The organism is Acinetobacter sp. 1424608, assembly GCF_000588255.1.
Lineage (GTDB): Bacteria > Pseudomonadota > Gammaproteobacteria > Pseudomonadales > Moraxellaceae > Acinetobacter > Acinetobacter nosocomialis.
In genome coordinates this window covers 141,200-155,429 of record NZ_JFXL01000002.1, presented here as the reverse complement: position 1 = coordinate 155,429, position 14,230 = coordinate 141,200, and the positions used below count along the sequence as shown (strand labels likewise).

The 14,230-nt window shown below is 37.0% G+C and carries 12 protein-coding genes; 10 read left to right on the top strand and 2 right to left on the bottom strand.

What is annotated here, in order from left to right:
* The first annotated feature begins 166 nt into the window (after window positions 1-166).
* The 9 genes from J678_RS07455 to J678_RS07415 all read left to right on the top strand — a co-directional run bounded on the left by J678_RS07455 (window position 167) and on the right by J678_RS07415 (window position 10,834).
* Window positions 167-1,486: a D-alanyl-D-alanine carboxypeptidase PBP6B gene (locus tag J678_RS07455; RefSeq protein WP_002052978.1), complete on the top strand. Its 1,320-nt coding sequence runs from the start codon at window positions 167-169 to the stop codon at window positions 1,484-1,486.
* Window positions 1,487-1,585: 99 nt separating this feature from the next.
* Window positions 1,586-2,872, top strand: a complete 1,287-nt coding sequence (locus J678_RS07450; RefSeq protein WP_017394332.1) for an NAD(P)/FAD-dependent oxidoreductase — start codon at window positions 1,586-1,588, stop codon at window positions 2,870-2,872.
* 135 nt (window positions 2,873-3,007) lie between these two features.
* On the top strand, window positions 3,008-3,490 hold the full coding sequence (gene slyD / locus J678_RS07445; protein ID WP_002052512.1) for a peptidylprolyl isomerase: 483 nt from the start codon (window positions 3,008-3,010) through the stop codon (window positions 3,488-3,490).
* Between the two features lie 102 nt (window positions 3,491-3,592).
* Entirely contained in the window at window positions 3,593-5,035 is a 1,443-nt protein-coding gene (gene phrB, locus J678_RS07440) for a deoxyribodipyrimidine photo-lyase (protein WP_017394333.1), read from the top strand.
* A 194-nt stretch (window positions 5,036-5,229) separates the two neighbouring features.
* Window positions 5,230-5,970 (top strand): hypothetical protein, encoded by a 741-nt coding sequence (locus tag J678_RS07435; protein ID WP_002052464.1) that lies wholly within the window; start codon window positions 5,230-5,232, stop codon window positions 5,968-5,970.
* The gene (locus J678_RS07430; RefSeq protein WP_004707594.1) at window positions 5,970-6,866 is read left to right on the top strand and encodes a hypothetical protein; all 897 of its coding nucleotides are present in this window, start codon (window positions 5,970-5,972) and stop codon (window positions 6,864-6,866) included. The genes J678_RS07435 and J678_RS07430 overlap by 1 nt, the downstream gene beginning before the upstream one ends.
* The gene (locus J678_RS07425) at window positions 6,853-8,103 is read left to right on the top strand and encodes a glycosyltransferase family 2 protein (RefSeq protein WP_031955686.1); all 1,251 of its coding nucleotides are present in this window, start codon (window positions 6,853-6,855) and stop codon (window positions 8,101-8,103) included. Before J678_RS07430 ends, J678_RS07425 begins: the two co-directional genes overlap by 14 nt.
* Complete coding sequence (locus J678_RS07420; RefSeq protein WP_017394335.1) at window positions 8,104-9,948, top strand: hypothetical protein; 1,845 nt, start codon at window positions 8,104-8,106, stop codon at window positions 9,946-9,948.
* Entirely contained in the window at window positions 9,926-10,834 is a 909-nt protein-coding gene (locus tag J678_RS07415; RefSeq protein ID WP_017394336.1) for a hypothetical protein, read from the top strand. The genes J678_RS07420 and J678_RS07415 overlap by 23 nt, the downstream gene beginning before the upstream one ends.
* 3 nt (window positions 10,835-10,837) lie before the next feature.
* On the opposite strand, the gene wecB is transcribed toward J678_RS07415, so the two are convergent.
* A complete protein-coding gene (gene wecB, locus J678_RS07410; RefSeq protein ID WP_017394337.1) occupies window positions 10,838-11,974 on the bottom strand; it encodes a non-hydrolyzing UDP-N-acetylglucosamine 2-epimerase in 1,137 nt (378 codons plus the stop codon).
* 2 nt (window positions 11,975-11,976) lie between these two features.
* Window positions 11,977-13,197 (bottom strand): tetratricopeptide repeat protein, encoded by a 1,221-nt coding sequence (locus tag J678_RS07405; protein WP_025466202.1) that lies wholly within the window; start codon window positions 13,195-13,197, stop codon window positions 11,977-11,979.
* Window positions 13,198-13,452: 255 nt separating this feature from the next.
* On the opposite strand from J678_RS07405, the gene J678_RS07400 reads away from it, so the two are divergent.
* Window positions 13,453-14,154 carry a VIT1/CCC1 transporter family protein gene (locus J678_RS07400; protein ID WP_002052483.1) on the top strand — a complete coding sequence of 234 codons (702 nt, stop codon included), beginning with the start codon at window positions 13,453-13,455 and terminating at the stop codon, window positions 14,152-14,154.
* The last annotated feature ends 76 nt before the right edge of the window (window positions 14,155-14,230 follow it).

Genomic DNA, 14,230 nt, shown 5'->3' with positions numbered 1-14,230 from the left:
CTTCAATTTAAAATAAGAACGGTTTCACATTAGATTATCACTTTTTTGTATCGACTTGCGTAGATGTATTTTTTGGCAACAATTCACACTAGCCTTCTACAAAAAAAAGGCATAGCATGCTGGGCATCTGTGTTCCGTATTTGCCAGTAAACGTCAAGGTCACCTAGTGAAATTCTTCCTATCTCTTTTTACACTGTTCAGTATTTTCTGTACTACTCTTACCAATGCTGCTCTACTTAATATTGCTCCTGAAAGTGTTGAAGCCGCTGCATGGACAATTGTAGACACTCAATCTGGACAAATCATTGCTGAGCATAATAGTCATGTACAACGTGCGCCAGCATCTTTAACCAAAATGATGGTTGCCTACATTGCATTAAAAGAGATTAAGGCTGGAAAGCTAAAACTGAACGAAGTCATTACCGCAACACCAGTCGTAAGCGTGGTGCAGTGGGATGAATCACAAATGTACCTTAAAGCAGGCGAGCAAATTTCAGTTGATCAGCTTTTGGCTGGTTTAATTGTGATGTCGGCAAATGATGCAGCTGTGACTTTAGCCGAAAAAATTTCTGGTGATGTGCCTCATTTTGTACAACGTATGAACCAAGAAGCTCAAGCTTTAGGCATGAAAGACACGCATTTTAGTAATCCTGCCGGGATTACAATGCCTGATCATTACACGACAGCGCATGATTTAAGCTTATTAAGTCAGGCAGTGATTCACCAAACTCCTGAATATTTACATTATTCAAAAATGCCAAGCTTTAGCTACAATCAACGTTTTCACCATGCAACTAACCTTGCTCTGAAATATGATCCATCTGTAGATGGTTTAAAAACTGGCTATACCAAAGCAGCAGGTTATAACTTGGCTCTAACGGCTTCACGTCCTTCATTTTCACCCAACTTACCGCAAAGACGTTTACTGGTTATTGTTTTAGGTACACCAAGTGCCGTGAAACGTGCTGAGATTGCCGATAAATTAATGAACCTTGCTTATGCGTATACACGTGATGAAGTGGTTATTCCTGAACAAAAATTGATTGCTGAACTACCTGTCATTAAATCAACTTTAAAAATGTTTAAAGTAGAAACTAAGCAGCCGACCATTGTCACAACTTCTTTATATGCTGAGCCAGCACCAATTGATTTAAATACATTTGACTACGCTACACAGCGAATTCAAGTTCTTGATAGCAATAAGCAACCGAAGACTATTGTTCCACTTGAAACAACCCAAACTCGTGTAAATATTCAGTTAAATGAGCAAAAGTTAACTGCGCCTTTAATGAAAGCCATGAACTTGGCAACTGTTTCAATTTATCAAAATAATCAGCTGATTCGCAGCTTACAAATTGAAAATGATGTGCATATTGAAGAAGCGAATATTTTCCAAAGAATCGTGATGTGGTTCTCAAATTTGTTCTCTATTTTTTCATCGAGTAACCATAGTGCCGCAAAACTTTACCCAGTAGATTCGCACTAAAAACATCAAATTGTGCACAGAGGCACAATAAATTTTATAAATAAAAGATGGCATAATTTAGCCATCTTTTATTTATAGAAAAATAATTAGGTGATAAAAATGGCCGAAAGTTTACATCATATTGTTATTGTCGGTGGTGGTGCGGGTGGTTTAGAACTTGCCACACAACTCGGTGAAACTTTTGGGAAAAGTGGTAAAGCTAAAATTACATTAGTCGACCAAAATTTGACTCATATCTGGAAGCCTCTACTTCATGAAATTGCTGCGGGTTCCTTAAACCCTCACGAAGAACAAACCAATTATTTTGCCCATGCAGAAAAACATCATTACGAGTTTGTATTAGGAACACTTGTTGCGATACACAAAGATCAAAAAATAATAGATGTCGTACCACCTCAAGTATCCAAAGAACAAAACACGCATGTTCAACAACTGAGTTATGACACGCTTATTTTAGCGCTTGGTTCAGTGTCAAATGACTTTAACACACCTGGGGTACGCGAAAACTGTCATTTCCTCGATAGCCGAAAACAAGCAGATATTTTCCAGCAAGATCTTTTGCATTTATATATCGAAGCACAAAATCAACCAGATCAACGCACGTTAAATATTGGAATCATTGGTGCGGGTGCAACTGGTGTTGAACTTGCAGCAGAACTGATTGAAACAACCAAAAACTTTTATCGCTATGGTTTGAAAAAGATACATCCTAAACAGGTCAAAATCACACTGATTGAAGCATCAGAACGAATCCTGCCTGCTTTAAGTGAAAAAACGGCTGAGCATAGTGCAAAACAGCTCCAAAAAATGGGCATCGAAATTTTAACTCAACACCGTGTTGAAAAAGTTGATAAACACTGCATTTATTTCAGCAACGGTAATCAACTCACAAGTGATATTACGGTATGGGCAGCTGGCGTAAAAGCGCCAAAAGTTCTTGAAAGTTTTACTGATTTCGAACGTGACAATATTAATCGTTTAATGGTCTACGCAACTCTGCAAACTTACTCCGATCCAAATGTATTTGCTTTCGGTGATTGTGCATACTGTCAACTCGACGCAAGAAATCCCCCACTCGGACCACGTGCTCAAGTTGCCAGTCAACAAGCAAGCTTTTTAGTCGATGCAATGGCTGCTCGGCTGAATGGCCGCTCACAGCCAATGTTTACATTTAACGACAAAGGTTCGCTTGTGTCTTTAAGTCGTAATAAAGCCGTTGGAGAATTGCTGGGGGATGTCAGTGTACAAGGATATATTGCTAAAACGATGTACGTATCTTTATATCGTTTACATCAAGCAACAATTCATGGATACACTCAAGCTGGACTACTCACAGTGAAAGATTTACTTACAAGACGAGTACGTCCAAAAATTAAGCTGTATTGAGTTGAATTTTTTAAGTTCATCCCTATATAGATAAAAACGCATTAGAAAAAGTGTTAAAGATTGAGATTTTGTAGTCTACAAAATTTATTTTTCACTTTATGATGTACGCTTTAATTGATTGAATGGATCAAAAACATGACTGCAATTGCAAATAACCACGTGGTTTCATTCCACTATAAATTAACAAACGCTGAGGGTGAAACACTTGATCAATCTCAAGGTGAACCACTTGCCTATTTGCATGGCGCAGGCAATATCATTCCAGGTTTAGAAAATGCATTAACTGGTAAAACTGTTGGTGATAAATTCACTGTAAACGTACCAGCTGCTGAAGGTTATGGCGAATACAACCCAGACCTAGTACAAGAAGTTCCAGCTCAAATGTTCCAAGGTGTTGATAACATTCAACCTGGTATGCAATTCCAAGCTCAAACAGATGACGGCGTTCAAATCGTTACTGTTAAAGCGGTTGAAGGCGACAACGTTGTAGTTGATGCTAACTTCCCACTTGCTGGCCAAGATTTAACTTTTGAAGTTGAAATCGTAGAAATCCGTGAAGCTTCTCAAGAAGAGTTAGATCACGGTCACGTACATGGTGCAGGTGGTCACCACCACTAATTCATCTTTCACAAGATGATAAAAAGCAAAGCTTCGGCTTTGCTTTTTTTATGCGTTTATTTTATATAATATTCAGTAAGTTAATTTATTATTGGACTATGCATGTCAAATGCTTATCAATTGATTTGGTTCCGACAAGATTTACGAATACATGATCATGCAGCTTTATGGCATGCCTGTCAGCAAGGGCCTTCAATTGGATTAGTCATCTTATCGCCAGAGCAATGGAAACAACACGACGATGCTCCAATAAAAATTAGTTTTTATTTACGGCAGCTCAAAGAGCTTCAAAAAGAATTAGCATCACTTCATATTCCACTTGTTATCCAAGTCATTCCTTATTGGGAAGATATTGCTAAGTTTATTTCTGATTTCAGCAAGAAATATAATATTGAAAATGTCTATGCCAATATTGAAATGGGTGCAAATGAATTAAAAAGAGATAAAACAGTACAAGATTCTTTAAATAAGGAAAGCAAAGAACTTTTTTTATTTCATGATCGTACAATTTTCCCTTTACGTTCCATTCGCAATCAATCACAACAACCCTATCAGGTTTTTAGTGCATTCAAAAAAGCATGTTATGCAAAACTAAATACCAGCGGTTTACCTCAATGCTTCCCTTTACCACATAAGCAAAATGAAATTTCATTAGAGTTTTTAGATGAAAAAAGTGTGGACTTGGCAGAAATTGAAAAACTATTTTGTTCATCTATTTCTAAAGAACAGCAAGATTTATGGCCTGTTGGCGAGTCATATGCATTAGAACAACTAGACCAATTTGTCGAAGATTCTGTATCCCATTATAAAGTTGAGCGAGATTTTCCTCATGTGCATGGCACAAGCAAACTTTCTCCTTATTTAAATATTGGAATCTTATCTGTAAGGCAGTGTTTACAAGCACTCTTTCGTAATCAACACGGCAACTTTCACTTAGACAATGAAGGTCAACAAACATGGCTAGATGAACTTATTTGGCGAGAGTTCTACCAGCACATCTTATTTGATTTTCCGTATGTTTCTAAGCATCTTCCATTTAAGAAAGATACTCAGAAAATTAAATGGAACCATAATCCAGAGCACCTAAAAGCTTGGCAAACAGGACAAACTGGTATTCCTATTGTGGATGCCGGGATGCGCCAACTTTTACAAACAGGTTGGATGCATAATCGAGTACGTATGATTACAGCCATGTTTTTATGCAAAAACTTATTGATTGACTGGCGTATTGGTGAACTGTGGTTTATGCAACATTTAATTGATGGAGATTTGGCAGCAAATAATGGGGGGTGGCAATGGTGTGCCTCAACAGGAACAGATGCTGTGCCTTATTTTAGAATTTTTAACCCGATTTCCCAATCACAAAAGTTTGATCCTAATGGGGACTATATTCGTAAATGGGTGAAAGAACTGGCTCATCTGGACAATAAATCCATTCATGACCCCTACTCAAGCAAAATCAACTTGAGTTTAAATTATCCAAAACCAATTGTAGATTTAAAAGAAACACGATTAAAAGCAATTGAAACTTTCAAGCATATTTAGATAAGAATTGCGTCTTATCTGTTTATTTTTGATTAAAAAATAAAAACGGGATTTGACTATAAAGGGACTTTCATCTACAAATAAACATAGCAGATACTTAAAAAGGACAGAAACAACAACAACTTCGCAAATGGACACCTTTCATTATAAAAGTATAAAAAAATTAACATTACAAAAAAGGTAGCATAGCTCGCATGCAACAAAAGAACCCAGGTAGAACACTCGTCTTATGGATTATCGCAGCACATCTATTTATGGGAATGGTTGCATATGAGTGGTTGCCTGTTAGTTTTAGAGGAAGCTGGATCTTTATTCTTCTTCTTTTAATTTCGGGTGCTTTTTTAGAAGTTGGCTTGTCTTTAATTGTTGGTTTACTCGCATTTATTGGAGTTGCTGTATATTTTCTACTCGACTTAGGTGCACAAACTCATATTGAGCGGCAGCTTCTCTTACTGTTTATTATTCCTCTTATTCCGCTGTTTTTAAGTGCTGTACGCCACAATATTGAAATTAATGTTCAAAAATATCGAGATATTCAAAGCTATGATCGGAATTATCGCCGCGATATTTTCCCGATCAGCGCTTTAAAATATTTCCAGCGTAGCTTTTTTAAGCTTCTTGATCACCATAATGTACAAGACTATGAAGTCTTTTCAATCAAGATTCTTAATCGTAGTCTCATTAAAGAAATGCTAGGTGATGACGTCTGGAAAACTACTCAAAACGAAATGATCAAAATTTTGAGTCAGCATCAGCCCAATGAAATTGTTTTTCAGTTTGCAGATGATGATCTCGAAAATATATACAGCATTATGATTCGTCAGCAAAAAACTGAACAAGAACCTGAATTTATTAAAAAATTAAGAGAAATTATGACGTTGCGTCTTGAGGTGGAATATAAAATTATTCCAATTCCACCTGAGGAGATGAATTAATGTCTAATCTTCTTAACATTTGTGGAATTGTGATTGCATCTAGCCAATATCCAGATGCCACTCTACAGCAGTTCTATCGGCAATATTATCATTGCGAAATTAAAGCAGAACAAATAAAAACTGAAGTGCAAAGTTCTAACGATCTTTCCATGTTTTTTCCTTATCAAGATACATGGTGGCCTGTCTTCACCCTTGATCAGATTAGTTCCGAAAGTTTTCAAAAGTTTGTTCACAACGGAATTCGCCCCGGCATTATCTTGCCAGATGAAGTATTTGGTTTCCCCCACTATTTTTTATTAAAAGAAGCCGTGAGCCAAGGTGCTATCCCCATCGTGCTTTTTAAAACTGAACAACCTCAGTATTTTGCCGCAAAGGCTACTTTTTCAACTGCTATTGGTTTAAGGCCAATGGCTGCTTTCGTAAGTACAGGATGGGATGAAAATTTAATTTCACAGCCAGCTGGAAGTTATATTGTCCAGTTAAATTCTTCAGCCGTCCCTTTACCATCTAGAGAAATCCGACAAGGTCAGCATTTATTTTATTCGGCCAAAGACTTTAACGGCCATGTATCAGGTTATGAGATTATTATTAATCCTCCTGCCGACTTACCCCTATCTAATATTCGTTATCCTCAACTCGGTATTTCATGGAAATTTAATAATATTGATTATGCCAGTACTCCTGAACATGTGAATACGAGTCTTATAGGTTATATATTTATTGGTTTAAGTGTTGTTGTAGTTCCTCTTGATCTGATTTTAACAACAACTTATCCAGATCTTCTGGGTACATTTGGTAGCTATATTTCATGGATCTCCTTAGTAGTGGGATTAATTCTATTATTAGTACTCATCTCTTCTATTATTAGGAGGGTCCGTAAAAATGGCTCCAATTGATATCCTGTTTTTATTTGGCTTTTTAGGTATTTGGATTCCACAAGCATTTTGGGCATGGTTAAGTTATCAAGCGTGGAAGTATTCTAAAACGGCTGAAAAAGAGCTACAAAACTTACCAATACCAGAAAGATGGCCCATCTTAAGTGTTTTGATCCCTGCTTATAATGAAGGCGTGGTGATTGAAGACACTTTGCATGCCATTGCTCAACAGGATTATCCGGCAGAGTCTTATGAAGTCTTATTGATCAATGATGGCTCCAAAGATAACACCCTTGAAATCGCAGAAAACCTCGCAAAAATTTATCCATGCATAAAAATTGTCAACGTTCCCAAGGGAATGGGCGGTAAAGGTAAATCAAGAACGCTTAATAATGGTCTTCCCCATGCCAAAGGTGAGCTAATTGTTGTTTATGATGCCGATAGTACCCCTGAACCCGATTGCGTCCGATTACTTGCCCAAACTTTATTGGCAGACAAAAAGTTAGTTGCTGTAAATGGCAAAGTAAGAACCCGTAACTGGCAAGATAGTATTTTGACTCGTTTTATTGCGATTGAATTCATCTTTTTCCAATGGATCTTCCAAGGTGGGCGTTGGCAACGTTTTGAGTTATCAACATTAATGGGAACCAACTACGTCATTTGGCGCGATGCACTAGAGACTTTAGGCGGTTTTGATGAAAAATCGTTAGTTGACGATACAGAAATGAGTTTCCGAATTTTTATTGGACAAAAACGAATTAAATGGGTTCCCTATGCTATTGGTTGGCAACAAGATCCCCCATCGTTAAGTGTATTTGTTAAACAGCGCTCACGTTGGACCCAAGGTAACTTTTATGTGACACGTAAATATTTACCTGTAGCACTTAGAACACCTTTCCCAATCGGGATTGAAATTCTGTATAACATTATGTGCTATATCCTTTTCGTACCAGCTCTATTCTGGAGTCATATTACTTTAACGCTTGGGTTACTTGATATCGCAGGTATTTCCGTTCCGGGACCATTTACGCTCTTGTGGGGCCTTTCATTTTGTCTCTATGTGGCACAAATGTGGTTTACTCTTTCCTTAGAAAAAGTTAAACCGGAACTCTATTTTTACTCTGTCTTATCTTACGTCAGTTACTCACAAATCTTCTTATTTATTGTCTTTAAAGCCGCATTTGACATGCTAAAAAATAAAATACAGGGCAACTCCCTTCAATGGTACAAAACAGAACGTAGCAAGGAGAAAAAATAAATGAAAAAGACTTTCGATCTTTACCAGACAGCTCAAGTGCTCCTTGCCAGCACCAGTTTTTTACTTGCCATATCTGCTCATGCATATACATGGAAACTTGATGATATAAGTACCTCGACCAAATATACAGTCGAGCCTCATTTTTTCTATGTTGGAAAAGGAGCTGAATGGCAGAATATTCAGTTCTCTAGTGACTATTCAACTGAGAATGACACAACATTACTGGTGAAATATGATGATAAACTGATCTATAACACGACCTTAAATGGTGATGGCCAGTTTAAATTCAATATTCCTGCCAGTCCAAGTGGCTTTCATCGTTTAGATTTTATTATTCAACAATATGCTAAACCAACGACTCTCAACCAGACAAAAGAGACTTTCTGTACCGAAGATATCGACCATTTAACCTATTTGAGTAATTCTCAACTCGACTTTACGCCTGTTCGAAATATATACCGTTTAAAAGATTTACCAGATGCTCTATTTAACCCCCAAGCTAGACGTCCTACCCCATTTGTTGGAATTTTAAAATATAACCGTAAGGAAATTACCGAAGCATCCATGCTAGCTCGTTTGGCAAGTTCTTGGAGCTCAGTAACTCCTATTGAATGGGTTGATTCAGGTCAAACGAACCTGAATCCTGAAACAAACTTTATTATTGAAGTGATCAAATCCACAACTCCACTTAAAAATGGAGCGTTTGTACAAATTTCAAAACCTGCAGATGGAGTACCTACTCTCTCTATCACTTACCATACCGCCCAAGAGCTTACTGCTGCGATTAATGGTCTAATTAATCCGGCATACGTACAGCAGCTTAATACAGGTAGTGCTATTTTTCCCACTACAATTTCACCACCAGCATGGGCTCAATTTAGAAAAATTGATACGCTTGCAGATTTAGGTATTGATGACTTCAGACTCAACCATGCTGAAAAGAACCTATTCCTTGATTTTCCAGCAGTATGGCAGCCTACTGATATTTTACAGGGACAAATTGCACTTCGTATTCAAAGTGGTTTATTACAAGGCTCTAGTATCACAGCATGGCTTGATGGTGGCCTTGCCGGTAGTATGAAAACGGCGGATCTTGCTTCTGACCCAGTAAACCGACAGTTCAACATCTTTGCTAAGGAAATTTCAAATACAACAAACTTTAGCTTAAAACTGGAAAACTCAGTTATTGCAAATTCTCAATGTTTACCAAATGCTCATGGCTCACTTTGGGTAGATACCGCTAAATCAACGGTAAAACTTCCCCATAAACTCAAAAATGGTGTGGCAGCGCTTTCAATGACATTAGCAACCAAACCAACGATTGCAATTGATGACCAATCAGGGGCATTAAATATTGCCATCATTTTGGGACAAGTCGCTAAAAATATGCTGCTTACAGAGGCACCAATGCCTCTCAATCTGGTACGTTTCTCACCAAATGCTCCTCAAGCGGTCAATGTGAGAGTAAATAAAGAGATTTATAAGCAGCAAATCTTAATGCATCAAAATATTATTTATGCGCCTGCGGCAGCCAACGGTTTTATTGTGAGTTATAACAATAACCGCTTTGATGTGATTACTGATTCTGAAACCGGTGCACTCACCTTTATGCATTTATGGGGAAAAATACAGCATAAAATTCCAAATAATGTGACCAAAATGCTGGTTTCAGAAAACGGCAATATTTATGTTCTCCAAAAATTAATTGTAGGTAATCAAAAAGCGCCATTAGTTCAGCAGTCTTCATTCTTTTTATTAGTTGTGATTATCTCTGCAATTATGATAATAGTGATCTTCTTGTGGTATTGGTTACGACGAAATAATGAGAAAACAGATACCAATTAAAATAACTGCTTTTATTATTTTAATTATATGTAGCGTAGTGGCTTATGCGGGGTTGTTCAAAAATCATGGACAACCTCCCATTATTGAAGGTATTTTCTGGCAACCTGACAATAATACTACTCCCCCTAAAGGAAATTGGCATTACTTAGGTGTGAACACCTTTGTTCCTCAATGGTCAGTCGTTGAATCTAAATCGTGGTGGAAAAACTCCAATCTTCCTCAATGGGAAAATGCCATTGATATACAGAAAATTAAACAACAACCGTGGGCTAAAAATCTTATTTTAGGTTTAGCAGGTGAGTATAATGAACATGAAGCACGTGCAAATGTCGTTGCTTTAGGAGAAAAATCTGCACAAATTATTCAAGAACAAAATGATGCATCGTTAAAAGGATACTACTTTCCAGTAGAAGCCGATCCCACATGGCTAAGAGTAAGTACATTAGGTCATGTTTTAGAAAAGCTACCCTCACCTGTTTGGGTTAGTGTTTATAGCGGTGAAACTGAACCCGAAAATTATGATCTCTGGGTTAAAAGTTGGTTACCACAACAAGCGGGCATCTTTTTTCAAGACGGCGTAGGTGTGGGAGTAAGAACTCCTCAACAAGCTAGACGTATTCTAGACCAACTTGAACAAACACTTGGAAAAGATAAAACGGTGATTGTGCTAGAAGCCTTTCGCACCAAGAAAAATGGACAATTCCGGGCAGCCTATCCTTGGGAAATTATTTCTCAAATTAAAGCCTATGAAGGTAAAACTATTTACATTTTTGATGGTCCCCACTATATGGGACGCTGGTCAGTTTATATTGTCGGTTTATGGTATCGGCTCGTTTACGGCAGTACATCTACTGCCATAAACGAATCAGAACTTCAGAATAAATGATCTCTATTCATAAGTTTTAGCAATTTCATCTAATATTCGCTGAGCAGCACGTCCATCACCAAACGGATTTTCAACATTTGCCATTTTTTGATAATGCTCTGAATCTGTTAAAAGTTTCTCAGCTTCTTCAATAATTTTTTGCAGGTTTGTTCCAACGAGTACTCCTGCCCCCACCTCAACCACTTCTGGACGTTCAGTCGTGTCTCGTAAAATTAACACTGGCTTATTAAATGATGGGCTTTCCTCTTGTAAACCACCAGAGTCCGTTAAAATAAAGGTTGAACGGTCTATAACAGCTAATAAACTTGGGTAATCTAGAGGTTTCACAAGATGAATTTGAGCATGATTTCTAAACTTATCATGTACAACATCATGTACAGCTGGATTTAAATGCACAGGCCAAATAAAATGCAAATCTGGATGCTGTTTTGCTAAATATTCAACCGCATTACAAATATTTTGAATTCCCTCACCAAAATTTTCACGGCGATGAGCTGTAATAAGTACAACTTTATCATCTAGTTTTAATTCGATTCCGTAGGGATCAAGCTGATTTTTCAAACCAGATTTTTCAGCGATTATTTTTCTTCCTAAATACACAGCATCTACTACAGTGTTACCTGTCACCGTAATTAAAGCTGGCTGAATTTGCTCATTTAACAAATTTTGTTTTGACTGCTCTGTAGGGGCAAAATGCCATTTGGTAATACGGGAGACTAACTGACGGTTACCTTCTTCAGGAAATGGGTGGTCTAAGTCATATGAACGTAAACCCGCTTCAACATGAGCAACAGGTATCTTCATTGAAAATGCAACTAACCCAGCAGCTAAGACAGTTGTGGTATCGCCCTGAATGACAATCGCATCTCTTTTTTGACCATCGGTGTAGACATGTTCAAGTTGCGTCAAGCCATGAATTAAGAGCTGATTGAGGCTTTGCCCAGCATTCATAATCTTAAGTCGGTGATCAATTTCAACTCCAAAGAAATCGATAGCATCTCGCACTAACTCATCATGTTGCCCCGTGAAAATCACTTCTACCTGAAATCGTGAATCTTGTTTTGCTAATAAAATTACCGGAGCTAGCTTTATAAGCTCTGGACGAGTACCAAATACAATCGAAATAAAAATTTTTTTCATTATTAGAAGTCCTTATAAAAAACAAGTTCTACACGAGTGTTGTTGTAATGATCTTTTGTATTAACAGGTACGTCTTTAAAATAGTTGCCATATAAACGTTCAACACGAAGTTTTATTGGTTGATAATTAAAAGGCTGCCATGAAATACCCGGGCCATATTCAAATAAATTATTGTAATATTCATCTTTACTATCTGCTAAACCATGCAATTTTACATAAGCCTGTACAGTCCCACTCTCACCCTTATAAAGATTTAACCCTGTACGTAAGCGCAAATCCCCAATAACGTTATAATCTTCTCTCGAATAAGTCGCGACATTGCCATAAAGATCGGTAAAGTAATTATCTAAACAAAGTGTATGATTACAGTTCAATGGTGAATACCATTCTTGATAACCTGTCACCCCCCCAACTACACTTTCACGAAATTTTTTTCTATTTCTGTCAATCAAGTCATAACTTCCACCAACTTCGACATAAGCTCGAACCGGTATTGAAATCCATGGTTGATAATTTGCGCCTACCCCAAGAGTGACTGCGTTCTCATCAATAATTTCAGGTCGTACCCCACCTTGAGATTTAGTATCACGGTTTAAATTAAGAAAACCATAGACTTGAGCTCGTCCATTATCAATATTTTTCCCGTATCTTACTTTTAAAGGAAAAATAACATCGTCATAACGTGACTCATAAGAAGGTGCAAAATAAATATCGCTAAAATATGGCTTAATTTCTCCTCCACTTAAATTTTTAACTGCCTGAGTTGCTTTTGCTGCAATTGCTGGATCTGAAGACGAAGTTAATTCTTTAAATAGAACTAATGCATCACGATCTTTTTTTTGTTGATTCAGCAAATATGCTTCTTGTAATTTTAAAGTGTCATCATGAGGAGCTAAAGCTCTCGCTTGTCGTAAGCTTTGTAAAGCTTCATCTCTTTTTTCGAGCCGAATTTGTAAGTAAGTAAGGCTTTTCCAAACTTTAATATCTGTAGGGGTCAGCTTACTCAGCTCAACTAATATTTTTTCTGCTTCTTGGGGTTGAGCCTGTTCTATTTTATAAAATCTGTCCCATTTATCATAAATGAGATTGCCAGGTTTATAGTCTGAAGCTACTTGGTCTTGTGCATAAACAGAGCTCATACTCACTACCGTTAAAGAAGAGATCACTGCTCCCATAAGTAATATTGAATGTGTTATAGAGTTTTTTGTTTTGCTATTTTTCATTTTCACCTCTACAGTAAATTAGTCTTATTAAGGAGAACAAGTCTTTGAAATGATCAATAAATATTATAATTAAAAATAATAAGTTACATCGTTAAGTTAGGTTAAAGATGTTTTTAAAATGAATAATTTAATCTCCGTTTTTTATTATTGATCTATTCTGTCTTATCCCTAAATCTCCTATAATAATGACATATTTTTTGATCAATAATTTGTAAATTTTCATAGTATTTATAAAACTTTTATAAGGAAAAACACATGGCTTTTCCACATCATACAGAACACCATGCAATTCACCGTTCAGGCTGGTTAAGAGCTTCAGTCTTAGGGGCTAATGATGGAATTATTTCTGTCACTAGCTTAATTATGGGCATGGCAGCAAGTGGAGCCAACTCACACACTCTATTAATTACATGTATTGCTGGCCTTATTTCTGGTGCTACCTCAATGGCTGCTGGAGAATATATTTCCGTAAAATCTCAAGAAGATATTGAAAAAGCAGATTTAGCGATTGAAGCAAAAGAACTCTCAAAGCACCCTCAAAAAGAGTTAGATGAGCTAACTCAAATTTATATTTCTAGAGGGCTATCTAAAGAATTGGCTCAAGAGGTTGCTTTACAGTTAACAACTCATGATGCATTGGGTGCACATGCTCGTGATGAAATCGGCATTCATGAAAATACCGCAGCTAATCCTGTACAAGCTGCCTTATCATCTGCCGCATCATTTTCTTTTGGTGCTTTTTTCCCTATGCTCGCTATATTACTAAGCCCTAATCATTTGATTATGCCTGTGGTTTTGGCTACTGGTATTCTTTCGTTAGCGATTTTAGGTGCACTTTCCAGTTATTTTGCAGGTACATCTAAAATTAAAGGGAGTTTGCGTATTACGTTATGGGGTATTTTAGCAATGGCTTTTTCAAGCTGGATCGGTTCTTTATTTAATGTCACCCCTTTATAAAAAAGTTTTTAAATACTCCTCTAGAATATTTAAAAATTAAATAGCCAATATTATTTGCTCTTCATTCTATTTTCAC